The following is a 23,394-nucleotide window of genomic DNA, read 5'->3' as shown; positions in this document are numbered from 1 at the left end:
TCTCCTCACTATCTTAAAATGCCAAAAAGTACATTAGAATAATTTGAATGAGCAACATGCTAATTGCGATCGGAAATTGTTGCTTAATTACACCTAATTGATCTTTCATTTCCATAAGAGCAACAGGCAAAGTATTAAAATTAGCTGCCATTGGTGTTAGTAATGTACCACAATAGCCCGAAGTCATTCCTAAAGCTGCAACTACAACGGGTGAACCACCTTGTGCTACAACAAATGGGATGCCAATCCCAGCAGTAATAACTGCAAAAGCCGCAAACGCATTACCCATAATGGCAGTAAACAATGCCATGGCAACGCAATAAAGTGTAACTCCTAACAAATGATTTCCAATAGGAAAAAGGCCGGAAATAGCTTTAGCAGTCACTTGCCCAACACCAGAAGCTGTAAACACCACACCAAGAGTTGCAAGCAACTGTGGTAGGATTCCAGCAGACCCCACAGAGCGGACCATTCTCTGAGTATCCTCATATACAACTTTGACATTTGCTTTAGTCAGAATCTGTGCGCAAATAAGTGAAACAATCGCTGCTACACCTATACCTACTTGACCACCCAGATCAGTAAATTGGGCTATTAACAAAGCTAAAACTGCTAACAAGATACTTGGCAAAAAGATCCAGTTACCAATGCGTTTAACAGTTTGTTGAGCAACTTTCTCGTCTAAATCCCTGATGTGCCCTACGCGAACCTGTTTAAATAGAGATAACAAGGCAATAATTATAATAATTGCACCGTTAATTGTATTCGACAGCCATTGCCCGCAGCAAAATAATATTGCAAACAATAACCAGAATAGCCCTGTACCCCAGCGCACGGGATTTGATTGATCACGCCAGGATTCAATAGCTGCAGCCAAGAAAAATAGCCCAATTAAGATATAGAATGCTAGTAAAATATTATTGATTAAAGTATCCATTATTTCCCCTACTTTTCTTGTTGATTTAGTAATTTTTGGTCAAACACATGATTGTAAAGTACACATAAAATATAACTGATGATTGCAACTGGAAAAGTATATAAAACTATACCACTAGGATCCACCGGATGACCCAAAGATTTCATAGTACTTGCAATCAGTAAAACGCTTGAAGAGGCCACAAATAAATTTTGTGCAAAGAAATTACCAAAATTCTCTGTTGCAGCCGCCCTGCCTTTAATTTGGTCAACTTCCAAAGCAGTCAATTTGCTATTAATTTTACCAGCTGCTTGCGCCATAGGATTAATCAGAGGAGCAATGAATTGTACGTGTCCTTGCAGAGATATACCAAAGGCGCCTGCAATTTCTCGAATTGCTAAATAAATATCAAAAATGCGACCTGGTGTCAGCTTCTTCATTTTTTTAATCAAATTAACAGCCGCCTGCTTTAAACCATGTCTTTCCAAAATGCCAATTGTTGGTAAAGTCAGAAAAAACAAGGAAACCATTCGGTTATCCATAAATCCTTTGCCCAAAATCGTCAAAAACGAGACAAAATCTATTCCTGAAACTAACGCTGTCACTAAAGCAGCAATAATAACCACGGCTATGGTATCAAGTCCTAGCGCAAAGCCAATTACTATCACTACGATACCTAGTAAACTTAAATATTCCACTAATATTCCTTCCTAATGTAAAGGCAGTATTTAAATATTAAATTCTGATAACTTGTATATTAAACAAAAAATCCTACCAGCAAGCCCCACAGGATTGCTAGTAGGATTTATTAATTAACTAATAAAAACTAAATTACATCATACCTGGATTGCCAGCACCTGCATTTGGATCAGCGGCAGGTTTTTCTTCTGGTATTTCGGCAACAACGGCTTCAGTAGTCAACAGCAAAGCAGCAATAGAAGCAGCATTTTGTAAAGCAGTACGGGTTACCTTAGTTGGGTCGATAATTCCGGCTTCAACCATGTTTTCCCATTTACCGTTAGCTGCATTGTAACCAACTTCGTTTTCTTGACCTTCAAGTTTATTCAAGATAACTGAACCATCTTCACCAGCATTTTCAGCAATTTGACGAACTGGGGCAGTCAAAGCTTCTAAGACAATATTAATACCTGTTTGTTCATCAGCATTGTCACCTTTAAGGTCTTTAACAGCATCCTTAACATCTACTAAAGCAGTACCACCACCAGCGACGTAGCCTTCATCAACAGCAGCGCGAGTTGAGTTCAATGCGTCCTCAATACGGTATCTGCGTTCTTTTAATTCAGTTTCAGTAGCAGCACCAACATGAATAACAGCGACACCACCAGTTAATTTAGCCAGGCGCTCTTGTAATTTCTTCTTATCAAAGTCAGAAGTGGTTTCTGCAATTTGCTTTCTAATTGAATCTTCACGATCTTTAATTGCTTCATCTGAACCAGAACCATCAACAATAGTAGTTGAGTCCTTAGTTACAGTAATGCGACGAGCTTGACCTAATTGGTCAATCTTAGTGTCCTTTAATTCAAGACCTAAGTCCTCAGTAATAACTGTACCACCAGTTAAAGCAGCAATATCTTGTAATTGTTCTTTACGACGATCACCAAAACCAGGAGCTTTAACAGCAACGACATTGAATGTACCACGAATCTTGTTCAAAACTAATGTTGGCAAAGCTTCACCAGAAACATCATCGGCAATAATTAAAAGTGATTTACCTTGTTGAACAATTTCTTGTAACAATGGCAAGATGTCTTGAATGTTAGAAATCTTCTTATCAGTAATTAAGATATATGGATTGTCAAGATCAGCTTCCATCTTGTCATTATCAGTTACCATGTATTGTGAAAGGTAGCCACGGTCAAATTGCATACCTTCAACTACAGATAATTCAGTTTCGATACCACGTGAGTCTTCAATAGTGATAACACCATCATTACCAACTTTTTCCATTGCATCAGCAATTAGATCACCAACTTCTTTTGAAGCTGAAGAAACTGAAGCAACTTGAGCAATTTGGTCTTTTGAAGAAACAGTATGACTAATCTTGTGTAATTCATTTACTACAGCTTTTGTAGCTTTTTCAATACCGCGACGAACACCAACAGGGTTAGCACCGGCAGTAACGTTCTTCATACCCTCACGAATAATTGCTTGGGTTAAAACAACAGCAGTAGTAGTACCATCACCGGCAATATCATTTGTCTTTTGTGCTGCTTCTGCAACTAACTTAGCACCCATATTTTCGTAGTGGTCTTTTAATTCGATCGCTTTGGCGATTGTCACACCGTCGTTAGTAATATCTGGATTACCGTATGATTGCTCCAAAACAACGTTTCTACCCTTAGGACCAATTGTAGCCTTAACAGTATCGGCTAATTTGTCAACGCCCTTTAACAGGGAACGTCTTGCTTTTTCTGAAAATTTAATTTCTTTTGCCATATTTTTATACGCTCCTTAATTACTTAACAATTGCTAAAATATCTTTTTCGTGAAGGACTAAATATTTTTGACCATCGTATTTAACATCTGTACCAGAATACTTGTCGTATAAAACAACGTCGCCTTCCTTAACAGACATAGGTATCTTGTTACCATTTTCAGCAAAGCTACCTTCACCAACAGCAACTACTTCACCTTCTGTCGGCTTTTGTTTAGCATTAGAAGCCAGGACGATTCCGCCTACAGTCTTTTCTTCTTCTTCTTTAACTTTTACGATCACGCGATCACCAATTGGTTGTAACACGTTTGTCCCTCCTAAAATTAAATTTTAATCTCTTTTATGTGCCATTAGCACTCCTATTTGCCAAGTGCTAACTTACATTTATGATAATAACCCCTTTTATGAAAAAATGCAAGAAAAAATTAGCACTTTGAGTAAAAAAGTGCTAATTTGCTTTTTAAAACTATTTTTTCTTGTCTGAATCAAGAAAGTAAATAAGTGTCTGCAACTCAGTAGCCAAATCAACGTTTTGAATTCTAATGCCACTTGGTGCAGATAAACGAATTGGGGTAAAATTCATGATCCCCTTAATACCAGCCTCTACCATATCATCAGCAGTTTTTTGAGCAGCCACAGATGGAACGGTTAAAATTGCAATAGAAATCTGTTGGTCACTAAGCTGCTTTTTGAGTTCGCTCATATCATAGACAGGCACACCGCTTAGAATTCTGCCGGTAATTTTCTCATCAATATCAAAAGCACAAGAAATGCGAATATTATTTGAGCGTTTAAAATTGTAATTTAATAAAGCATGACCTAAGTTACCTACACCAACCAAAGCAACATTTGTTAGAGTGTCTTGGTTTAAAATCTTTTTAAAAAAAGAAAGTAAACTTTTAACATCGTAGCCATAACCCCTTTTACCCAAAGCGCCAAAATAAGAAAAATCACGTCTGATTGATGCACTATCTACCTGGACAGCTTCAGACAACTCAGTTGAGGAAACTTTTTCTTTGCCAGCCTCATTTAATATAATAAGATAACGGTAATATAACGGCAACCTTTTAGCCGTTGCCGTTGGTATTTTGATTTTTTCCATTTAAAAAGCCTCCAACTTAATTAAGTATATGTAATTCGTTCTTGTGAATTTCTCAGCAATCAATTCTATTTTACCTATAAATTTACGCCATTTGCAAACATTTTTTTCACAATCTTTTAAATTTTAGCATAATAGTAACAGGCTTGATAATAGGAATTAGTATTTTTATTTATTTAAGCATAAAAAGGCTTTATTTTTGCACTTTTTCTTTCATATATCTGTCAAACTCTCACACAAGAAATTCAATACGTATGCTAAAATGGTTTTTAGGTGAAAAATTATGATAATTGCACAAGGACACGATTTAGAAAAACAATTCGGTGCCAACACATTATTTAAAAATGTCAATTTTTCAATTGACGCAAATGCCAGAATTGGTCTGATTGGACCTAACGGGATTGGTAAAACAACCCTGCTTAAAATTATGACTGGCGAGGAAGAAGCCACACATGGTGACTTCACAATTAATAAAAACATAGATGTCGGCTACATTGCTCAGGAAAATAGTCTAAATGAAAGTAAAACGATTTGGGAAGAAATGCTCAGCGTTTTTACTTCCTTAATTAATATGAGTAAAAAAATCACAAGTTTACAGCAAGACATTGCTGCTAACCCTAAAAGAAGAGATTTGTTAAAACAGTATGATCAACTGCAATTCAACTTTGAGCAGCAAGGAGGGTATACCTATCAGGCTGATATCAAAAGTATTTTGAATGGCTTTAGCTTTCCTGAAGAAACTTGGTCCAAAAAGATCGCAAGTCTTTCCGGAGGAGAAAAAACAAGACTCTCATTTGTTAAATTGCTACTGCGCAAACCTGCTCTACTGTTACTTGATGAACCTACCAACTACCTTGATTTAGACACTTTGGACTGGCTGGAAAGTTATCTAAAAAACTATTCTGGTGCTATTTTAGTTGTTTCCCACGATCAGTATTTTTTAGATAATTTAGCCACACAGATTTTTGAATTGCAATTTGGAAAATTAACTGTCTTTAAGGGGAATTATTCCGCATACGTTGCTGAACGTCAGCTGCGTGATCGGCAGCAAGAAGAAGCGTATGAAAAGCAGCAAGAGCAAATCAAAAAAGACGAAGAATTTATTCAAAAAAATATTGTCAGAGCCAAAACTACTAAACGAGCACAAAGCCGCCGCAAGCAATTGGAGAAAATGGAAAGAATTACTCCCCCAAAGCACAAAAATAAAGTGCGCATTAATTTCCAAAGCGAGCGGCCTTCAGGTAAAGAAGTTTTAATTTTACGTGATTTAACAATTGGCTATCCGACAAAAACAATGGTGCACGATATTTCTCTGCAAATAAATAAAGGCGACCGCGTAGCCGTTATTGGTCAAAATGGTATTGGTAAGTCAACTTTACTAAAAACCGTTATGAAAGAATTAAAGCCGAAAAAAGGTTCAATTAAATATGGTGCTTCGCTAGATATCGGCTATTATGATCAGGAACTACAAGGACTTGATCCAACTAAAACGGTGATTGACACCGTTTGGGACCGTCATAAAACAATGCCTGAAAAAGATGTGAGGTCGATTCTAGCCAGTTTCTTATTTACGGCAAAGGATATTGATAAAACTGTCGGGCAACTTTCAGGTGGTCAAAAGGCCAGATTAACATTAACGGTTTTGTCACTAGAGCATAACAACTTTCTGCTGATGGATGAACCTACTAACCATTTGGATCTTGAGGCCAAAGAAGTATTAGAAAAAGCTTTACAGGATTTTGATGGTACTTTGTTGTTTGTGTCACATGATCGCTATTTCATTAATCAGTTAGCTAATAAAATTGTGGAGATCAAAAATGGTAGTGCTCATGTTTACGAGGGTGATTATAGCTATTATTTAGATGAAAAAAACAAACAAAACATTGTTACAGAGAACCAGTTGGCAGCAAACAATACGGCAGCAAAAGTAGACGAAAATAAAAATAAACTTTCTTATCAAGAGCAAAAATTGCGCGATTCACAAAAGCGTAAGTTACAAAGAGAAGTTGAAAATACTGAAAATAAGATTGAACAGCTGGAAAAAGAGCAAGAAGATATTCAGTCTCAAATGGCTGATCCTGAAATTGCCACTAACTTTGACAAGTTAGGCCCCTTGCAGGAACAGCTCACTGAAGTGCAAAAACAACTTGCTGAGGCAAATGATGCTTGGGAAAAGGCACTGACTGAACTGGATAGCTTTGACTAAAACAATATATCAAGTAAGCACAACAAAAATAGGAATAAATCTGCCTTCTTGTTTACTATTTCTATATTTTAACTTGCAGTAATTGCCTCGCTAACTATTAATTGATTTTTTGTTTGCAAAACTTGATAAATTTCTGGTTCTATAAAAAATAAATTGGAAAGGTGTACATGGAAAATCACGTATTACTCTTTAATTATCAATTTATACACAAGCGTTGGTTGGAGTTGCTATACACAAAACCCTCGGCTACTGCAAAAAGCAGTTGCAAATTCGCTTTTTGCTATTGGCGCTTATGATCAGAACCAGTTAGTTGGATTAATCAGAGTAGTTGGTGATGGTCTGACCATCACTTATATCCAAGATTTACTGGTTAATCCTGCTTATCAAAGACGAAGAATTGGTACGAAATTAATCAATAGCGTGCTAAAGAAATATAATTCTGTAAGACAGAAAGTTTTGTTGACAGAAAATACCGTTAAAACGCGCATGTTTTATGAAAGCTGTGATTTTAATCCGTGTGACAAATACAACTTGATCGCTTTTTACAAAGATTTTTAAGAGATAATAAAGAGTCTGGGAAAAAACTATCTTTTCCCAGACTCTTTTGAAATGAGTTTTCCATTTTGTAATGGCGAGTATGTTATTACTTGTTATATATTTTTACACTTAGTTTTAAAAGACTTTTGAGTAAGCATAATTTAAATAAACAAATGAACGATCTAAAGTCATGATAATACTAAATTAAAAGTAAAAACGTTGATTTAAGAAATATAAAATTTTATTCTTTATATTTTATATGACTGGACAGTGAAATCATAATAGTAATTATTAAAATTGAACAGCACAGTGTTAAAATCCCTGTCGTATAGTTCAACTGCACATTTTGATAATTAATTCCTAAATTGCCTGATACTATGTCAACTGCATTTAGGTAAGTCATTGGCAGCCAGGCGCAAATCTTACGCAGCGGCTCAACTACCATAGTTGCAATGTTAAGTCCCGGGACAAGTAAAATAGCGATAAGTAATGCTGGTAATTTATCACGAAAAATTCGAGCAAGGAACTGAACTAGGACAACCTCGAAGATGAAGGTAAGTACCTGCAATACAATTACTTTAATAATAAAACTGCCAGTAGATACACATTCAATAAGAGGCCTACCACCTGTATATTGACCTACGATATAAGGAAAGGCTAAACTACCTGTACCAGAAATAAAGGAAGTTGCAATAAATAATACTAAATTAATCGCTAAAAAACTACCAAGGGTCAGGACTATTCCTGCTATGATATTAGAAATCATTAAATTATTTTTTTCAAGCGGTAATAGCTGCGCCGTATCTAACTTTTGGTGGTAAGAATCAGTTAAAAGCAAAGTTAGTAAAAACAGAGCAACAAGAGTAAATACGTAAGGTAAATATTGCTGATTTAATTGCAGTAAGAACTGCCAGCCTGTTACTGGCATATCCTGACTTTCATAAGGCAAAGGCTCATGGCGTAAATAGTTAAAGAATTGCAGTTTTTTCTCTATATTTATTTTTGAATTAAGGCCTGCTAAATCTTGACCATTTGATCTAATAGTTTGTTCCTGCTTTTTTTGTTGCCACATAATCGTGTAAGCTTTGCGCCAGTTGCCTTTATTTGCCGCATTTAGAACTTGTTTATCTTGCTTAACTACATCTTGGTTTTGCTTTATAGCAGCTTTAGTATCATTGTGAATCTCAGTTTTTGATTTTTGTTTATCATGTTTAAGTAATCTTTGCTGCCGGTTAATTTCTTTTTGGCAATAAGCAATCTCTGATTTAGCTCCCGCCTGTAAGGAAAATCGGGGATTAGTGCGAATATTCATGAATAAGACAATACCCATTATTAAGACTAGAATTGCTAAGCAAACGGGGGTTAGCTTATTCTTAAATACTTTTTTAAGCTGAAAAGCCAAATAGGACATTATGCCAGTCTCCCATTTCTATGTGTAACAGTTGTAAGGCGATCAATTAAAAGTACCAACAACAATAATAATATAGAACTTAGTATTAAGGTAAACACACCATTTGAAAAGTTAATAGCAGAATTGTTCATTGTATAGGCTGTTTGGTTTGAAACAATGTTTAATACTCCTAAATAAGTACCAGGAAGCAACTGCGCAATCTTCTCCAGCGGAATAATAAAAATTGTAACAAAATGACCGCCTAATAAAAGCAATAGCGAAACTAACAGAGTCGGTAACTGGTTATGAAAAATTTTAGCAATCAGCTGTACAAACAAAACCATAAATATGAAATTTAAGAGCTGCAGTATAACAGCTTGGGGCAACAATTTGGCAGTTGGAACAATTCCTGGCACCAAGTGGCCGCTAACCAGATGGTGAATGATGTAAGGATAGTCATTGCGACCAGTACCAAAAATGCTCGTTGCTCCACCGAAAACTAATAAGTTTAGTAAAAGAAAAATAAAACTGACAACTACCAGCCCCACAATATTATTAGTCAGGGTATTTTGCAAGCGATTAATTGGCAAGACAGTCGAAATGTCAAGACCAGTTTTATAAGAACCAGTAAATAAATAAGTCAAAATAAAAATCATTACCAAACTAAATAAGATGGGCCAATAGTTTGCATTCAAATATAACAGAAATTGTATCCCGGTGACTGCGCTGTCGCTTTCATAAGGCATAGGGTGAGCTATGAGATACTTTAAACGCAGTATTATACTTTTATGTCCATCTTTTTCATCTGAACTTAGATCAGTCAATTTGCCTTTTTGTTCCCTTTTTAATTTGGTCTCATAAACTCGTTTCCAGTGATTGTGATTAATATTATCTACAAAGGTTTGATCTTTTTTCAATTCCTTTTCAATTTGTTTGATATCTTTTTCAGTGGCCTTAAATGATTTTCCATGCGGTGAATATCGTTTGAGTGCTTGACGATCCGCTTTTAAGGCTTCCTTTTTCATGGTAATCTGACCTTGAGCATCTCCTTTCAAAGAACCAGTAGCAGTGAGCTGTGCAGACTTCATGTATAGTAAGGCAAAAGAAATTAATAATAAAATAACCAGTGAAATAATTGTTAGATTGTGTTTAATAACCTTTTTAAGTTGCAATGAAAAATATGAGTTCATTGATCTACCTCGTGCATCATTTGTTTTTGTAAAACAAGTCGGTGTAAGTTATTCACTTTAATCTCGCTGCTATAGTGAGAGGTTAGAATAATACATTTATTACGCTGAACTACCTCATCATTTAGTCGTTCATAAAGAATTGCGCGGCTTTCTTCATCAAGACCGTTAGTAATCTCGTCCATCAAGTAATATTCAGCGCCACTAACTAAGTACATGGCCACAATCAATTTTTGTTTCATTCCGAGCGAATACTTTTTAATCGGGACTTTGACATACTCACTGACACCCAGCAAATCAAGCTCTTGATCAAGGTTGACATTAGAATGCCATTGTTTTTTCACAAATTTTAAGTAATCAAAGCTGGTTAAATTGACGTTGAACCATTCATTGCTTTCAAAGAAAAAAAGCTTACGCTTATTTTTGGCATATGGTTTTCCGTCTAATAAGACTTTACCAGAAGAAGCTGGAATTAAATCCGTAACAGCACGCAAGAAACTTGTTTTACCAGAACCATTTTCTGCAGCAATTTGATAAAATTGACCGGGTGCAAATTGATAAGAAAAATCGTGCAGGATTGGCTGCCTGGTTTTGAGCGATAGGTTTTGGACTGTTAACATCATTGTCTCCTTTTTTGAATGGTAAATTAATTTAAAAATGATAGGATTACTATATTTAGCCTACCATAATTTTATTGTTTTTTGATTAGAAGTTTAAACGTATCCCTATTTATTGGTAGAAACTTGTTTTTATTTGAGTTTTATTAATAGTCTATCCGTATAAAATTCATAATCAAAGTGATTATCAAATTTTGTATTTTTGAACTCTTTAAAACATGCTAATAGCTAGGATCATCAATGAATGTAGTAAACTAACCATTTAATTTCCTCCCTTACCTGTTTGACTTTATTGTAATCTGTTAAGAAAACTAAATTAAAAAATGTCACATATGACTTTTAAAGCATATGTGACATTTTTTGTTTTTTAATACTACTATCTAAAAGTTCTTTCAATCCGATACTGTAGCTATTCACCAATTGTCATTTTGTATACTCCCCGATTATTAATAATTGACACATAAATTTAATGTTTAAAATAGTTGAACTCAAAACACGTAATGATAAAAAAGAGTCTGGGAAAAAACTATTTTCAGAACAACAAAAAGACGTTGAACTCAACGCCTTTTTTCGTATGGATTTTGTCTTGATCCTGATATTATTTATTTTATTGCAGCATTTCTGACGCGTAAGGTAATTCTAATGATGCATCAGCATCTAAAGTTAGATCAGCAAATTTTCCTTCCTGATATAAATTGTATGCCGCTGCACCAATCATTGCAGCATTATCTCCGCATAATTTTAACTCAGGCAAAATGACTTTTGGTCGCATATTTTGTGGTAAATCCTTTATTTCTTGGTTCATTCTGTCACGTAAACCATGGTTAGCGGCCACACCACCACCCATAATAAAGGTTTGGGGCTGATACTGCTTAATCGCCCTAATTGTTTTAGTTGCTAAAACATCAATCACTGCAGCCTGAAAGCTGGCGGCTAAGTCGTATTTATTTAATTTTTTGTTAATTTGTTCGGCATGATGATAAGTATTAATAAACGCACTCTTTAGTCCAGAAAAAGAAAAATCGTAGTCCTCTTCTTTGATCATTGCACGGGGGAAATCAAAGGTATCCTTTCCCTGATGAGCCCATTCATCAATAGTTTTACCGGCAGGATAATTAACCCCAAGCACACGTCCAATTTTGTCATAAGCCTCACCTGCCGCGTCATCCCTAGTATCACCAACTATTTCAAAATGAGTCGGGTCTTTAAGTAAAACAATTTCAGTGTGACCACCAGAAACTTGCAGTGCAATAGCTGGATAAGTAATCTCTTCTTTTAATTGTGCTGCCATAATGTGGCCCATAATATGATCTACACCAATTAGGGGGATGCCTGTAGCCATTGAAGCAGCTTTAGCTGCACTAACACCAATTAACAGGGCTCCAACCAGACCTGGTCCATAAGTTACGGCAATAGCATCGATATCATTCCAGGTTACTTTTGCTTCACTTAAAGCTTCCTTGGTAATTTGCGTAATCACTTCAATGTGGTGGCGACTAGCTACTTCGGGAACGACTCCTCCAAAACGCTGGTGACTTTTAATTTGAGTTGCCACTATCAAGCTTTCAACTTCTCTGCCATTTTTGACAACAGATGTCGAAGTCTCATCACAAGAACTTTCAAAAGCTAAAATCCGGATATCTTTTTTATGTACCACTTCTATTTCCTTTCTTTCAATCATCTACCAATTTAAGTACCATGTTAAACGCGTTTTGCCGGGAGTCCTGATAATAATTGGGCCAAACGAAAGTTGTAACAAAACCCAATTTTTGATATAACTTTTGGGCATTTAAGTTATCTTCTCTTACTTCCAGGCTAACTTCCTCACAGCCTTTTTCTTGGGCAACTTCAATTACTTTTCTAATTAAATAAGTACCTATACCTCTTTTTTGCCAAGCTGAATCAACCATTAAATTAGTAATGTGCGCTTTCCTATTATCAATTCGGATACCAATTAGCCCGACTACCAATTGCGACTGCAATACAAGTAAATAAAGTGAATTCTTTTTCCCTAATTCAGTTTGAAAAATTGCTCTACTCCAAGGCTCCTCTCCTTGATATAAACTTTGCTCAAGTAACAAGATCGCAGAAATATCCTCAATTTGCGCCTGTCTAATATTCAGTATAGAGTGATTGATAATGAATTTTTCAGGTATAAAGTCAACAGACTTTTTCTTTGGTGCTACAAACAAAAAAGGCCAGAAATACTTAAACTTCTTCCACATAGTTACTGTCAGGTTTATATGCTTCTCCGGTCTTTTTATGCCAATCAATTTCAGCCTGTGTGCGCCGCAAATAGTTTGGCAACAACTGGTCGGGATCATCGGGTTGAGCATTCAAAGCCAGCTTGCCTATTAAGCCGCCATGAACAACATTTTGTTTTTCAGTGCCAAAACTAAAGGGGATATTTGTCTTTTTGATAGCCTCTTTTTGTTTTTCAAAGCCAGTACCAACATAAATAACATTTTCCAGATTGTTATTTGCACAATATTCTGCTACTGCGCTTAAAAGTGTGTCAATATGATAGTGCCCATCAGGTATTACACATTCAGGACCCGAATCATCTTCCTTATTGACATAAGCACCCGCAAAGTAATTGTCATTACGAGCATCAATCCCAGCCACTATTAAAGTGTCTTTTTCTGCACAACTAGCTGCCAATGCTTGTAAGGTAGAAATGCCTGCTACATCTTTATGTAAAATGCTGGCAAACATTTTTACTGTCGTAACGCCAATCCGTAAACCAGTATATGAACCTGGTCCAATTGCAGCGGCAAAACGATCGATTTCTGCCAAACTTAGATCATTTTCTTTTAAAATTTCGTCAATTAATGGATCCAAATGTCCGCTGTGATTACGTTGGTCAAATTCATTCTTTTCCGTAATTATTTTAGCACCATCATTTAAAGCCACACTTAAATTATTTGTCGCGGTCGACATACTCAAAATTTTCATTCTAAAATATTTTTACTCTTTTCAAAATTACCTGTTAATCCTAACTCTTGAAATTGCGTTTAAAACAAAATAATTGACAATCATTTCCACCCAGGGGGTGATGGCTTCCTTCGGAATTCTTTGAATAAGCGCGACAGAGTAGTCAATACCATATAAAAGATGAACCCAAAGTGTATTTAAACCTATATTAACAACAACTGTCACTAATAGAGTTGCCAAAATAATCCGCCAAATTTTGACTGGCTTTTGATAAAAGACCAGGCCATAAATAAACGGACCAATCATTGCACTGAGGGTAAAGCCGATAAAAAAGCCTCCTTGATTACCAAATAGAGCTGATGAAACCAAATCACTGATTCCACCGCCAATACTGCCCCAAACAGGTCCAAAAAGGTATCCCAGCATCACGCTTCCGATGAACCCCAAACTTACATGAACAACAGCTGATCCGACTGTAAAACGACTAAGAATAATCTTCATTGCGACAATAATTCCTAAGAGTACAAGATCACGCAATTCGACCTTAAACATTTCTTTAATAGTCATTTGCAGCACTTTCTTTCTTTAATTAAATTATCTTAGAACACAAAAAATAATTATATTATATTTTGCGCCAAGTTAGTTCACAAACAGCTTTATCATTTTTGTCCTCATCCGCAATCGCATGAAATGATTTTATAGTGTCACCATCTTTGATTAAGTTTACGCATGCATAAGGCGTTTGCGCATAGCGGACTTCAAGGTTAAATTTAATATCAATAGTTTTGACGATATGATTTTTTAAAAAATCGCGGTCAAGCGTATCAAGAAACCAATTAAAATAGTGGCCATTAGTCATATGATGGTTAGTATCCAAATCATCATAGCGTACTCGATACTGCCTTTTTTTATCGTAATTTTTCTGAACCCGCAATCTGGGAAAACGAGGCAGCTTTTTCAAGAGTGGTATTCCCAATTCAGCCATCATTTCCTTATCAGTTGATACTAATTTGCGAGTCTTTAAATCAAATAAAACCCATTCACTCTTTACTGTTATTAGCTCATTGCTATTCTGATCGGTAAATACATAATTTCTATATTCCAAAAAACGGTTATAGCCAAATGGTTCAGTCGTAAGTATAATTTCTTCATTTGGATGGGGCAGACGTGTAACTTCAATATGGTACTGCGTTACAACCCAACCTAATCCCCTTTTGGTCAAGGCGTTAGTACTACCATTACCTGAATCTAATTGATGCTCTGAGACGCTCATCATCAAGTCAATCATTGCAGGCAATTTTAAATTTTTATTTTCATCACACTCATAATAATTTACAATATGCTTTTCACTGTATTTCATAATTTCACCTGCTTTTGATGGTAACGTTCATATAATTCATTTTTGGAGACGTGATTTTCCTGAGCAGTCTCCTTAATAGCCATTTTTTTACTTTTTCCTTTAGCAACTAATTGATCTACTAATGTAAAGAGCTCGGTCCAGGATAACTTTTTTGCTTGTTTGGTATTTGGTGAAACCAAAATTACAAATTCACCTCTTGGCGCATTTTGTTCAAAATAAGTAGTTACTTCACTGATTGTACCACGAATAAACTCCTCATGAATCTTAGTCAGTTCCCTAGCGACAACAATTTGACGCTCAGAATCCAGAATTTCGGACATATTATTAAGTGTTTTCACCAACCTATGTGGTGCTTCATAAAAAACAGATGTCGCGCGCGCTTTATTCATTTGTTCAAAAAAGGGTTTTTGCTCAGTCTTTTTGCGCGGTAAAAAGCCATAATAGGTAAATGGTTGAGCATCAAAGCCAGAAGCAATCAAGGCAGTAGTAAAGGCGGAAGCACCTGGCAAAGGGACAACTGGAATATTATTTTTGATACACTCTTGAACCAAGATATATCCCGGATCAGAAATTACGGGCATTCCAGCGTCACTAATTTCTGCGATAACTGCACCCTCAGTCATTAATTTAATTAATTCGGGCGCTCTTTCTTTTGAATTATACTTATGAAAAGAAAGCATATGATTATGGACCCCAATTTTTTCAAGCAGGATGCCACTAGTCCTGGTATCTTCAGCTGCAATATAATCAGCTTCCTGTAAAACTTTTTTTGCTCTAATCGTAATGTCTTCCAAATTACCAATCGGAGTTGGTACTAGATAAAGCTTACCATTTTCTTGGGCATAACTACTTTGCCTCTGCATTTGATCAGTCCTTTAATGTTTCTTCTTTTTTTCACCGAAATTATCAAGAATATCCAGGCAAAACATGCAGTCTGTATTAGGATCACGGTGAGAGCCATAGTACATATTGCAAATATGATAACCTGAGCTGTATATTTGCCGCAAAGATTCAAGGCCACTTTGAGTTTTTACGGTACCATTATGGGCATTATTCATTTTGTCCATTTTTTCACGCAGCAATTGATTTTCTACTTTTAATTCAGTATTTTCTTTTAAAGTCTCTAAAATACTATTCTCTAAACTTTCGATTGTTTTGGTCATGTTAACCATCGAATCGTGAAGCTGCTCCAACTTTGAATATGAATCCACCACGAACACCTACCGTTTCCACTGCAAAGCAAGAAAATCAAGTAAATTACGAAAACTAACATTGCTGTACTGCATCTTATCAATTTCAAGCAAATACTTTAGCATTCTTGCTCCATCATCTTGATGATTATTTTCTAATTCCTCTTGCGCCCATTTCTTAAGCAAAAAGAGAATATAATTTTGTTCGCTTTTGCTTCTTGCTATTTCAGCCAACTGGTGCGCGCTGACAAGTGCTAATGAGTTATGTTCAATCATTTCTTGATAAAAATATTTAGTATCTTTACCTAATTTAGCTGTATCTTCTAGCTCGCCAACTTCACTAGGACTAAAGCCATTTGCTAATAATTCCGCACTTTTGCCATTCTCTTTTTCATTATTCGTAAAATTAATAATCTGAGTACGTGAACGAATCGTTGGCAAAATTTGATCAGTATTATTGGTAATTAAAATAGTAACAACGGGTGCAATAGGTTCTTCCAGCAAATTGAGCAAAGCATTAGCTGCAGGCAAAGTTAATTTTTGTGCTTCATTAATAAAAAAGAAACGTACATTGCTTTGAACCGGACTTTTAGCCAATTCTTCTTTTAAAATTCGCACTTGATCAATGCCCAAAGTTTGCTTGCCTTCGGGCCTTACCAGCAAAACATCCGGGTGATTGCCTGAAATAATCTGCCGGCAATTTTGACAAGTACCATCTGGTTTTTTACTGCCACTACAATTAAAGAGACAAGCTAACCAATAGGCCGTATTTAAAGCCTGAATTTCATTAGCGTCAACGAATAAGTAACTGTGCGCCAGTTTATTTTGTTCGAGTGCCTGACGTAAAAGTTCAGTTTGCTTCTGGCCCGCTTCCTTAATATTGACATACATTAGAATTGCTTAAATTCTTCAACAGGCAAGACAAAGCAAGTAGCCCCACCAACTGTAATTTTTACCGGTTGACTACTAATATCAAAACCCGTCATTACCATATTTGGATTCATATATTCTTCACGTGATTTGGATTCATCCTTGATAACACGCAAAACTTGTTTAACATGTTTATCATCTATACCGATAAGAAAAGTCGTATTACCCTCACTAAGAAATCCACCAGTTGTAGCAAGTTTAGTTGCACGAATACTTTCTTTAACAAAGGTACGCTGCAAGCGGTTAGCATCTTCTTTTTGAACAATTGCAACTATTAACTTCATTTTAATCAGTCCTTTAATAAATCTGCTGGTAATCGGTTTGCAATTATTTTAACACAATCATCTACAACTAAATTGAGCGGTTTATTTGCATCAACTACCCGTATTCTTTGGGGATGAGCCCGATTTACTTCTTGATAACCCTGGTAAACTTTTTGATGAAAAATTAATTTTTCTTGTTCCAAACGGTCTTCTTGACCAGCTCGCTCTTTAGCAATTCTGTCTAAGCCCACTTGCGGTTTAACATCTAAAAATATAGTCAGATCGGGTTCAATTTTACTGGTAGCAAAATCATTGATCTGTTTCACAGCAGCAATACCCAAGTCTCGCCCAGCTCCTTGATAAGCAAGTGAACTATCAACAAAACGATCAGAGAAAACCACCTTACCAGCTTTAAGAGCCGGTATCACAGTTTCAAACATGTGTTGACTACGAGAAGCTGCATAAAGCAATGCTTCAGTTTTAGCAGACATTTCTTCATTAACAGGATCCAAAATTAATTGCCGGATTTTTTCTGCAATTTTAGAACCTCCGGGTTCCCGCGTTACTAGATATTGTGTCTTCAATCTGGGACCAATTTGAGCTACAACCTGCTTTAAAACCGTACTTTTTCCTGACCCATCTGGCCCTTCGAAACTGATAAAATAACTTTTCATAAAACTCTCCATGTTTCTATTTTACAAGAGTTCTCTTTATATGAACACCCCAACGTACTTTTAATTTTCGCGCAAAATAAAAAGTCCTTTCACGAAGGACTTTTTATTCTGAAATCGCATTGGAAAAACCACTAAATCTTGTATGACGATGACGAGCTTCATTATATAAAAAAGAATACTTTGCTCTTAAAATTTTACCTGATACTACATTGTCTTCAGACATATCAAGTGTTGTTGGATCAAGATTTTTTTGAACAGCAATCTGTTCCTGCAAGTCTTCAATTGTGGCCATTAATAATTCGTCACCCATTTTTTTAACTTTATTACGTGCCATTAGATTGAAGTTCTCCCCTGTACCGCTCTTTTTAAAGTAATCGAATTAGCATATTCAATATCACTGCCAACAGCCAAACCAGCAGCCAGACGTGTTACTTTAATTCCAGCAGGTTTAATTAGTTTACTAATATACATCGCTGTTGATTCACCTTCGGGAGTTGAATTCAAAGCTAAAATAACCTCTTTTACATCATCCTGTTTTTGCAGACGGACTATCAGTGACTTAATGTTAATTTCCTCTGGCCCAATACCATCCATTGGTGACAAAACACCATGCAGGACATGATATAGACCACTATACTCACCCATGTCTTCAAAAGCCATTACATCTTTTGGCTGCTCAACAACCATAATAGTCGATTGGTCTCGTTCAGGATTACTGCAGATTGCACAGGGATCCTTTTCCGTAATATTGCCACAAATAGAACAACGATGAAGTTTTTCTTTTACCTCTTTTAGTGCTGTACTAAAGCCATGAACATCTTCATCTGGCATATCAAGAGTATAAAAAGCAAGCCTCGTTGCTGTTTTTTCACCAATACCAGGTAATTTCATATAAGAATCAATTAAATGCGCGATTGGTGCTGGATATTGCAATTAAATCATACCCTTCGTATACTTACCTAAACTTTGCTGTGTAGCTTGATCAATTTCTTGAAGGCCTTTGTTAACGGCATCAATAACTAAATCTTGTAGCATATCTGGATCATCTGGGTCGATTGCATCCTTTTTAATAATAATATTTTTTAATTTACGATCACCACTAAAAGTAGCTACAACTAAATCATCTGCAGACTTGCCCACAAACTCCTGTGCGGTAATATTTTCTTGTTCCTGAGCCATTTGCTCTTGCAATTTTTTGGCCTGTTTCATCATTTGTTGCATATTCATACCGCCCATGGCACCAAAATTTGGTCTTTTACTCATTATTTTTTCTCCTTAAATTCTAGTCTTTAACATTTACTGTGTCACCAAATAACTCTTTGGCTTTATCCACTATCTGATTATCTGACCCACTTTGTTCAGATTCTGAATCTTTTTGTTTTTGCTTATCAAGTAATTCTTTACCATGTTTCTGTATAAATTCTTTACGTACCCTGGCCCAATCTTCATCAGGTACTAGCACTATTTCATAACTATGCTTAGTAAATTTAGCAATTTCTTCAGTCAAAATATCTAATAAATTACCATCTTCACTAGCTTTTTCAAACCAAAGGGTGTATTTACATTTCATTACTACTTGATTGGCACTAGCAGCAACTGGTTCAAGTACATCTAACAAAGCTCTTTGCGAAACACCCAAAACAGATTGCAAATCGGGCCAAACATTTTTAATAGTAGTGAGATCATCCTTCGTGGCATTTTCTAACACATGGTAAACTTGCTTACGATTTTGTTCATTGGTCTTTTTTCTGCTTTTACTTGCTTTTTTAGGTTTGGCAACAGACTTTGTTTTAGAACCTTCCGCACTACTTTTAGCAAATCGGTTGCTTACAGAATTATCAAGATGAAAAATCTGATCGCTGTTTCTAGTTTGTTTTTTACTTAAACTGGAAACTTTTTTGGTTAAAGCTGTAACCTGCTTTTTTAATGTTGCTATTTCTTCTGTCAGATCTTTGTTAGCATTTTGAGAATTGGCAGACTCTGACATAACATTCTTAGAGTCCGCCGTGCTTGCCTTTTTCCCAGCACATTCAACTACAAATACTTCCAAGGGAATTTGCTGCTGGTTAGTATAGCGTAAATCATTTAATGCGGTATTAGCCGCAGAAATCAACTGAAAATAGCGTTCAGGAGCAACTTCTTTAATTTGGTCAATAAAATCGTTGCTTAAAAAGAAGTGTTGGCTGCTGTCATTGGTTTTAATAACCATTAAGGCATTAGTCGCCATTTCAATAAGTTCATCCAAAATATTTTTCGAACTGGCACCATTTGTAAGTTCTGTTTGTGCTAAAGATAAAGCTTTAGTTGCATCCTCATTCAATATTGCTAATAAAATCTGTTCAATTTTTTCTTTAGCGGCAAATCCTGTTATTTCAAGAGCAGAATCATACTCAACTTTGTTTTTATCAAAACTCAACAGTTGATCTAAGATACTTAAAGCATCCCTCATACCACCATCAGCTACCTGAGCAATTACCGCCAAAGCTTTATCTTCATAACTAATCTTTTCTTGCTCCAGTATATACTTCATCCGCTTTTCTAGGTCAGCTTGCGAGATACGCTTGAAATTATAACGCTGAGTTCTTGATATTATTGTTGCTGGTACTTTTTGCAGTTCGGTTGTTGCTAAAATGAAAACGACGTGCTCTGGCGGTTCTTCAAGGGTTTTAAGCAAAGCATTAAATGCTCCCATTGACAACATATGAACCTCATCAATGATATATACTTTGTATTTACCCTGAGTCGGTGCATATTTGACTTTATCTCTGATATCACGTATTTCATCAACACCATTATTGGAAGCCGCATCAATCTCCATAATATCAGCCATTGCACCTTTATCAGCTGCCAGACAATTAGCACACTTATTACATGGCTCACCGTTTTGCAGGTTGGTACAATTCAAAGCTTTGGCAAAGATCTTGGCACAGGAAGTTTTCCCAGTTCCACGTGGCCCAGCAAATAAAAAGGCATGGGAGATTGTACCGCGCTTGATTGCATTTTTCAAAGTATCCGTAATATCATTTTGACCAATTACACTGTCAAAAGTGCGTGGTCTCCATTTGCGGTATAACGCTTGATAAGCCATTGATCAGTCTTCCCTAGTAAAAAACTCTTAACTCTTTCGCAAGAGTTAAGAGTTTGTAATTATCTAATAAAAGGCACATGCCCGAGCAACCTTAGTGCTGCTACCTTCCGGTCCTGACACGCTTTGGAGGTCAAACATTGCCCATAAGATATATTACCTTATTTTACAGTATTTTTCCACTAATTTGCGAAATTTTTACCAGAGTCTTTTGCTTCTTTCTGCTTTTGTCTAATCTCTTTGAAAAAATTTTTCAACATTTGACTGGCTTCTTCACGGTATAATCCACGAATTACATGGGGATGGTGGTTAAATTTAGCTATTTCAAAAAGGTTAACCACGCTGCCAGCTGCACCAGCTTTAGGATCAAGTGCACCAAAAAAGACATTTTTAATGCGGCAATTAATAATTGCGCCCGCACACATCGGACAAGGCTCTAAGGTGACAAAAAGGCTACAGTCAATTAAACGCCAGGTATCGAGTTTTGAACAAGCTTGCCTGATTGCAATCATTTCAGCATGTTGTGTCGCGTCTTGGTCTAATTCGCGCCGGTTAAACCCTTCTCCTATAACTTGTCCATCTGGAGCAACTATTACTGCGCCAATTGGAACTTCCCCCAAGCTTTGCGCTTTTTCGGCCTGTTTAAAAGCTAGTTGCATCAAATTCTTTTTGTCAGCGCTTGAAAATGACATTAATTATTCACCGCCTGCAATACATAGTAGCCTTTATCCCTTTTTAATATCACACAGTTACCAAAAGTTTTAATTAGTAATTTGCGCGCACTGGGTTCTCCCTGCTTCTTCTGAATCACGACTAATAAAACACCATTTTGAACAAGATGACCCTTGGCACCATTTAAGATATTTGAAACGACGCTCTTTCCGGCTCGAATAGGCGGATTAGTCACAATTAAACCAAATTTTGGTTCATCAGAAACTTTATCGTAAACATTTGACTTATAAATATTGACATTCTTTATTCCATTAACTGCAGCGTTTTCTTTAGCAAGAACCAGTCCCCGCTGGTTAATATCAACCATATCTACAGTTTGATCGGGCCAAAATTTGGCTGCAAAAAGTCCAATAGGACCATAACCAGTTCCGATATCCAGAATATTATTTTGAGGGAAATCAATATTTGCCATTTCCTTAATTAATACACCTGAACCGTAATCTACCCGCGTTTTTGAAAAAACCCCTGCATCAGTAGTAAATTTAAGATCAATTCCATTAACTTGATAGTCAATGACACGTTCATTATGCTCAGAAGTAGGATTTTCAGTGAAATACATTTGATTTTCTTTATCAGTCATAATTTGCTCATTTCTTAAAACCTTATCTAACTAATTTTAGCGGACAATAGTATTTTTGCAAACAAAATAAAAATCTAACTATGTCAGAAAACTAATTCAAAAACATAATTAGATTTTTCATTTTTATAATTAAAGCTTTTATTTGAGTTAAGTAATTAATAAATTACGCCAACTGATGAGTAAATTTGTTCACTGTCATTTTCTGCTATTGCACCCAGACCAATTGTTTTAGCACTAGGATCGAGTAAAATGTCACGGTGACCCCAATTAGATTCAGCATCATTATAGATATATTCATAAATCATATTGTCAGCAACTAGCGCACTACTTGCATTTTTTGTAGCATCAAGCAGACTATTATCTGAGTGATTCACGTCTACACCCCAAGGAAACATTGCTAAACATTCCGCTGTACTGTGACGCTTAACTCCTGCTTTATTAAAGAAATCATTCAAAATGAAATTGCCAGCAGCATCTACGTGTGCAAAATTATCAGGCAATAATTTTGTCCTTTCCTGAACTATTTCGTCAAGATTAGCATCTTCACTAACAGCATTAAGTCCACGTTGAGCTCTTTCTTCATTCAATTTTTTTAAAAATTCTTGTCTAAATTCACTAAGAGAAAAGCTTTCAATTTTTGCATTCTTTTTAGCAGTCTGAGTTGTACCTGCATTGGTTGAGTTTGGTGGTGTTACTTTATCTTGGGTATTAGATGGATTTGTTGGCAAGTTCTGCGGTTTTTTAGCTTTCGTTTTTAAAGTAGTAACATCTTTAGCCAAAATCAGCCTATTTTTAGTCACAAAATAAAACTTCTTACCTCTTATTTTTTGGGCTTTTTTGATAACAGTTAATTTTCTGCCTTTTTTCAAAACTATTTTCTTTAACTTGCGCCCTTTATTGTTATATAGATGTATTTTCTTTTTGACCTTCACCCTTTTTACTGCTGGCGCCTTTAAAACAATACTGCCCGATACTGACTTAGCTTCAGTAACTCTTGAGTCAACAAATAACCCACTTGCAATACTTGTGATTGCTACTACCGCAGCCACAAGTTTATGAAAATTAGTCTTTTTCATTTATTTCTCCTTTTGTTTATTAGTGCCTTTTAGAAAAACTGACTTTGAAATAATTACACCACTGTGAAATAGCTTTAGCTCCAAAATAGCTGTTAACTACCTTTTAAAAATTTCTTTCTACAGTTTTTTATTTGGGTACATTATTAATTTAATAATAGCACTA

Annotated in this window: 27 protein-coding genes and 1 other RNA gene; 2 read left to right on the top strand and 26 right to left on the bottom strand. The window is 35.9% G+C overall.

The window, feature by feature from the left end; translation table 11 throughout:
• Nucleotides 1-13: 13 nt before the first annotated feature.
• From AAA915_RS05840 to AAA915_RS05820, 5 genes are all read right to left on the bottom strand, one after another.
• Nucleotides 14-937 (bottom strand): DUF979 domain-containing protein, encoded by a 924-nt coding sequence (locus AAA915_RS05840; RefSeq protein ID WP_338200620.1) that lies wholly within the window; start codon nucleotides 935-937, stop codon nucleotides 14-16.
• Nucleotides 938-945: 8 nt separating this feature from the next.
• Nucleotides 946-1,614 carry a DUF969 domain-containing protein gene (locus tag AAA915_RS05835; RefSeq protein ID WP_338200622.1) on the bottom strand — a complete coding sequence of 223 codons (669 nt, stop codon included), beginning with the start codon at nucleotides 1,612-1,614 and terminating at the stop codon, nucleotides 946-948.
• Nucleotides 1,615-1,747: 133 nt separating this feature from the next.
• Nucleotides 1,748-3,373, bottom strand: a complete 1,626-nt coding sequence (gene groL / locus AAA915_RS05830) for a chaperonin GroEL (protein WP_122026290.1) — start codon at nucleotides 3,371-3,373, stop codon at nucleotides 1,748-1,750.
• Nucleotides 3,374-3,392: 19 nt separating this feature from the next.
• A complete protein-coding gene (groES, locus tag AAA915_RS05825; protein ID WP_294955799.1) occupies nucleotides 3,393-3,677 on the bottom strand; it encodes a co-chaperone GroES in 285 nt (94 codons plus the stop codon).
• A gap of 160 nt (nucleotides 3,678-3,837) precedes the next feature.
• On the bottom strand, nucleotides 3,838-4,473 hold the full coding sequence (locus AAA915_RS05820; RefSeq protein ID WP_338200627.1) for a redox-sensing transcriptional repressor Rex: 636 nt from the start codon (nucleotides 4,471-4,473) through the stop codon (nucleotides 3,838-3,840).
• 280 nt (nucleotides 4,474-4,753) lie between these two features.
• Here AAA915_RS05820 and abc-f point away from each other — a divergent pair, with 280 nt between their 5' ends.
• Both abc-f and AAA915_RS05810 read left to right on the top strand, forming a co-directional pair.
• Nucleotides 4,754-6,676 (top strand): ribosomal protection-like ABC-F family protein, encoded by a 1,923-nt coding sequence (gene abc-f, locus AAA915_RS05815; RefSeq protein WP_338200630.1) that lies wholly within the window; start codon nucleotides 4,754-4,756, stop codon nucleotides 6,674-6,676.
• A gap of 153 nt (nucleotides 6,677-6,829) precedes the next feature.
• Nucleotides 6,830-7,234, top strand: coding sequence for a GNAT family N-acetyltransferase (locus AAA915_RS05810; RefSeq protein WP_338200632.1), 405 nt, complete (start codon nucleotides 6,830-6,832; stop codon nucleotides 7,232-7,234).
• A gap of 220 nt (nucleotides 7,235-7,454) precedes the next feature.
• On the opposite strand, the gene AAA915_RS05805 is transcribed toward AAA915_RS05810, so the two are convergent.
• From AAA915_RS05805 to AAA915_RS05705, 21 genes are all read right to left on the bottom strand, one after another.
• Nucleotides 7,455-8,624 (bottom strand): hypothetical protein, encoded by a 1,170-nt coding sequence (locus AAA915_RS05805; RefSeq protein ID WP_338200634.1) that lies wholly within the window; start codon nucleotides 8,622-8,624, stop codon nucleotides 7,455-7,457.
• Nucleotides 8,624-9,793 (bottom strand): hypothetical protein, encoded by a 1,170-nt coding sequence (locus tag AAA915_RS05800; protein WP_338200635.1) that lies wholly within the window; start codon nucleotides 9,791-9,793, stop codon nucleotides 8,624-8,626. The genes AAA915_RS05805 and AAA915_RS05800 overlap by 1 nt, the downstream gene beginning before the upstream one ends.
• Entirely contained in the window at nucleotides 9,790-10,413 is a 624-nt protein-coding gene (locus AAA915_RS05795; RefSeq protein WP_338200637.1) for an ABC transporter ATP-binding protein, read from the bottom strand. Before AAA915_RS05795 ends, AAA915_RS05800 begins: the two co-directional genes overlap by 4 nt.
• 601 nt (nucleotides 10,414-11,014) lie before the next feature.
• Complete coding sequence (gene tsaD, locus AAA915_RS05790) at nucleotides 11,015-12,088, bottom strand: tRNA (adenosine(37)-N6)-threonylcarbamoyltransferase complex transferase subunit TsaD (RefSeq protein ID WP_338207481.1); 1,074 nt, start codon at nucleotides 12,086-12,088, stop codon at nucleotides 11,015-11,017.
• Entirely contained in the window at nucleotides 12,081-12,632 is a 552-nt protein-coding gene (rimI, locus tag AAA915_RS05785) for a ribosomal protein S18-alanine N-acetyltransferase (RefSeq protein WP_338200641.1), read from the bottom strand. The genes tsaD and rimI overlap by 8 nt, the downstream gene beginning before the upstream one ends.
• Entirely contained in the window at nucleotides 12,616-13,362 is a 747-nt protein-coding gene (gene tsaB / locus AAA915_RS05780; RefSeq protein WP_338200643.1) for a tRNA (adenosine(37)-N6)-threonylcarbamoyltransferase complex dimerization subunit type 1 TsaB, read from the bottom strand. Before tsaB ends, rimI begins: the two co-directional genes overlap by 17 nt.
• 27 nt (nucleotides 13,363-13,389) lie before the next feature.
• Nucleotides 13,390-13,908 (bottom strand): folate family ECF transporter S component, encoded by a 519-nt coding sequence (locus AAA915_RS05775; RefSeq protein WP_294604495.1) that lies wholly within the window; start codon nucleotides 13,906-13,908, stop codon nucleotides 13,390-13,392.
• 55 nt (nucleotides 13,909-13,963) lie between these two features.
• Nucleotides 13,964-14,701 carry an acyl-[acyl-carrier-protein] thioesterase gene (locus AAA915_RS05770; RefSeq protein ID WP_294604494.1) on the bottom strand — a complete coding sequence of 246 codons (738 nt, stop codon included), beginning with the start codon at nucleotides 14,699-14,701 and terminating at the stop codon, nucleotides 13,964-13,966.
• Complete coding sequence (gene rsmI, locus AAA915_RS05765; protein WP_338200647.1) at nucleotides 14,698-15,564, bottom strand: 16S rRNA (cytidine(1402)-2'-O)-methyltransferase; 867 nt, start codon at nucleotides 15,562-15,564, stop codon at nucleotides 14,698-14,700. The genes AAA915_RS05770 and rsmI overlap by 4 nt, the downstream gene beginning before the upstream one ends.
• Before the next feature lie 12 nt (nucleotides 15,565-15,576).
• Complete coding sequence (yabA, locus tag AAA915_RS05760; protein WP_294604491.1) at nucleotides 15,577-15,912, bottom strand: DNA replication initiation control protein YabA; 336 nt, start codon at nucleotides 15,910-15,912, stop codon at nucleotides 15,577-15,579.
• Nucleotides 15,913-15,921: 9 nt separating this feature from the next.
• Nucleotides 15,922-16,782 carry a DNA polymerase III subunit delta gene (locus tag AAA915_RS05755; RefSeq protein WP_338200649.1) on the bottom strand — a complete coding sequence of 287 codons (861 nt, stop codon included), beginning with the start codon at nucleotides 16,780-16,782 and terminating at the stop codon, nucleotides 15,922-15,924.
• Nucleotides 16,782-17,105 carry a cyclic-di-AMP receptor gene (locus AAA915_RS05750; protein WP_338200651.1) on the bottom strand — a complete coding sequence of 108 codons (324 nt, stop codon included), beginning with the start codon at nucleotides 17,103-17,105 and terminating at the stop codon, nucleotides 16,782-16,784. The genes AAA915_RS05755 and AAA915_RS05750 overlap by 1 nt, the downstream gene beginning before the upstream one ends.
• Before the next feature lie 5 nt (nucleotides 17,106-17,110).
• Nucleotides 17,111-17,758, bottom strand: a complete 648-nt coding sequence (gene tmk / locus AAA915_RS05745; RefSeq protein ID WP_338200653.1) for a dTMP kinase — start codon at nucleotides 17,756-17,758, stop codon at nucleotides 17,111-17,113.
• A 103-nt stretch (nucleotides 17,759-17,861) separates the two neighbouring features.
• Nucleotides 17,862-18,092 (bottom strand): YaaL family protein, encoded by a 231-nt coding sequence (locus AAA915_RS05740; RefSeq protein ID WP_294604484.1) that lies wholly within the window; start codon nucleotides 18,090-18,092, stop codon nucleotides 17,862-17,864.
• Entirely contained in the window at nucleotides 18,092-18,691 is a 600-nt protein-coding gene (gene recR / locus AAA915_RS05735; RefSeq protein WP_294604483.1) for a recombination mediator RecR, read from the bottom strand. Before recR ends, AAA915_RS05740 begins: the two co-directional genes overlap by 1 nt.
• On the bottom strand, nucleotides 18,692-19,021 hold the full coding sequence (locus AAA915_RS05730) for a YbaB/EbfC family nucleoid-associated protein (RefSeq protein WP_338200658.1): 330 nt from the start codon (nucleotides 19,019-19,021) through the stop codon (nucleotides 18,692-18,694).
• A 19-nt stretch (nucleotides 19,022-19,040) separates the two neighbouring features.
• The gene (gene dnaX, locus AAA915_RS05725) at nucleotides 19,041-20,846 is read right to left on the bottom strand and encodes a DNA polymerase III subunit gamma/tau (protein ID WP_338200660.1); all 1,806 of its coding nucleotides are present in this window, start codon (nucleotides 20,844-20,846) and stop codon (nucleotides 19,041-19,043) included.
• A gap of 55 nt (nucleotides 20,847-20,901) precedes the next feature.
• Nucleotides 20,902-20,999: signal recognition particle sRNA small type (gene ffs, locus AAA915_RS05720), an RNA gene on the bottom strand.
• Between the two features lie 26 nt (nucleotides 21,000-21,025).
• Nucleotides 21,026-21,535 carry a tRNA adenosine(34) deaminase TadA gene (gene tadA, locus AAA915_RS05715; protein WP_338200661.1) on the bottom strand — a complete coding sequence of 170 codons (510 nt, stop codon included), beginning with the start codon at nucleotides 21,533-21,535 and terminating at the stop codon, nucleotides 21,026-21,028.
• Nucleotides 21,535-22,155, bottom strand: coding sequence for a class I SAM-dependent methyltransferase (locus AAA915_RS05710; RefSeq protein WP_338200663.1), 621 nt, complete (start codon nucleotides 22,153-22,155; stop codon nucleotides 21,535-21,537). Before AAA915_RS05710 ends, tadA begins: the two co-directional genes overlap by 1 nt.
• Before the next feature lie 155 nt (nucleotides 22,156-22,310).
• On the bottom strand, nucleotides 22,311-23,231 hold the full coding sequence (locus tag AAA915_RS05705; protein WP_338200665.1) for an SLAP domain-containing protein: 921 nt from the start codon (nucleotides 23,229-23,231) through the stop codon (nucleotides 22,311-22,313).
• Nucleotides 23,232-23,394: the final 163 nt, after the last annotated feature.

The sequence above is a fragment of the Lactobacillus rizhaonensis genome, from assembly GCF_036246345.1.
Taxonomy (GTDB): Bacteria; Bacillota; Bacilli; order Lactobacillales; family Lactobacillaceae; genus Lactobacillus; species Lactobacillus rizhaonensis.
Note: the sequence above shows the minus strand (reverse complement) of the source record. Positions and strands in the feature narration are given on the sequence as shown.

Bases quoted from the DNA above. Each gene is read 5' to 3' on its own strand.
- rsmI (WP_338200647.1), bottom strand. From the start codon at position 15,564: ATGCAGAGGCAAAGTAGTTATGCCCAAGAAAATGGTAAGCTTTATCTA.
- tsaB (WP_338200643.1), bottom strand. From the start codon at position 13,362: ATGAAAATTTTGAGTATGTCGACCGCGACAAATAATTTAAGTGTGGCT.
- AAA915_RS05840 (WP_338200620.1), bottom strand. From the start codon at position 937: ATGGATACTTTAATCAATAATATTTTACTAGCATTCTATATCTTAATT.
- AAA915_RS05800 (WP_338200635.1), bottom strand. From the start codon at position 9,793: ATGAACTCATATTTTTCATTGCAACTTAAAAAGGTTATTAAACACAAT.
- rimI (WP_338200641.1), bottom strand. From the start codon at position 12,632: ATGTGGAAGAAGTTTAAGTATTTCTGGCCTTTTTTGTTTGTAGCACCA.
- dnaX (WP_338200660.1), bottom strand. From the start codon at position 20,846: ATGGCTTATCAAGCGTTATACCGCAAATGGAGACCACGCACTTTTGAC.
- AAA915_RS05730 (WP_338200658.1), bottom strand. From the start codon at position 19,021: ATGAGTAAAAGACCAAATTTTGGTGCCATGGGCGGTATGAATATGCAA.
- AAA915_RS05710 (WP_338200663.1), bottom strand. From the start codon at position 22,155: ATGACTGATAAAGAAAATCAAATGTATTTCACTGAAAATCCTACTTCT.
- AAA915_RS05770 (WP_294604494.1), bottom strand. From the start codon at position 14,701: ATGAAATACAGTGAAAAGCATATTGTAAATTATTATGAGTGTGATGAA.
- AAA915_RS05805 (WP_338200634.1), bottom strand. From the start codon at position 8,624: ATGTCCTATTTGGCTTTTCAGCTTAAAAAAGTATTTAAGAATAAGCTA.
- AAA915_RS05750 (WP_338200651.1), bottom strand. From the start codon at position 17,105: ATGAAGTTAATAGTTGCAATTGTTCAAAAAGAAGATGCTAACCGCTTG.
- tmk (WP_338200653.1), bottom strand. From the start codon at position 17,758: ATGAAAAGTTATTTTATCAGTTTCGAAGGGCCAGATGGGTCAGGAAAA.
- tsaD (WP_338207481.1), bottom strand. From the start codon at position 12,088: ATGATTGAAAGAAAGGAAATAGAAGTGGTACATAAAAAAGATATCCGG.
- AAA915_RS05705 (WP_338200665.1), bottom strand. From the start codon at position 23,231: ATGAAAAAGACTAATTTTCATAAACTTGTGGCTGCGGTAGTAGCAATC.
- AAA915_RS05755 (WP_338200649.1), bottom strand. From the start codon at position 16,782: ATGTATGTCAATATTAAGGAAGCGGGCCAGAAGCAAACTGAACTTTTA.
- abc-f (WP_338200630.1), top strand. From the start codon at position 4,754: ATGATAATTGCACAAGGACACGATTTAGAAAAACAATTCGGTGCCAAC.
- groL (WP_122026290.1), bottom strand. From the start codon at position 3,373: ATGGCAAAAGAAATTAAATTTTCAGAAAAAGCAAGACGTTCCCTGTTA.
- AAA915_RS05820 (WP_338200627.1), bottom strand. From the start codon at position 4,473: ATGGAAAAAATCAAAATACCAACGGCAACGGCTAAAAGGTTGCCGTTA.
- AAA915_RS05795 (WP_338200637.1), bottom strand. From the start codon at position 10,413: ATGATGTTAACAGTCCAAAACCTATCGCTCAAAACCAGGCAGCCAATC.
- AAA915_RS05775 (WP_294604495.1), bottom strand. From the start codon at position 13,908: ATGACTATTAAAGAAATGTTTAAGGTCGAATTGCGTGATCTTGTACTC.
- tadA (WP_338200661.1), bottom strand. From the start codon at position 21,535: ATGTCATTTTCAAGCGCTGACAAAAAGAATTTGATGCAACTAGCTTTT.
- AAA915_RS05740 (WP_294604484.1), bottom strand. From the start codon at position 18,092: ATGGCACGTAATAAAGTTAAAAAAATGGGTGACGAATTATTAATGGCC.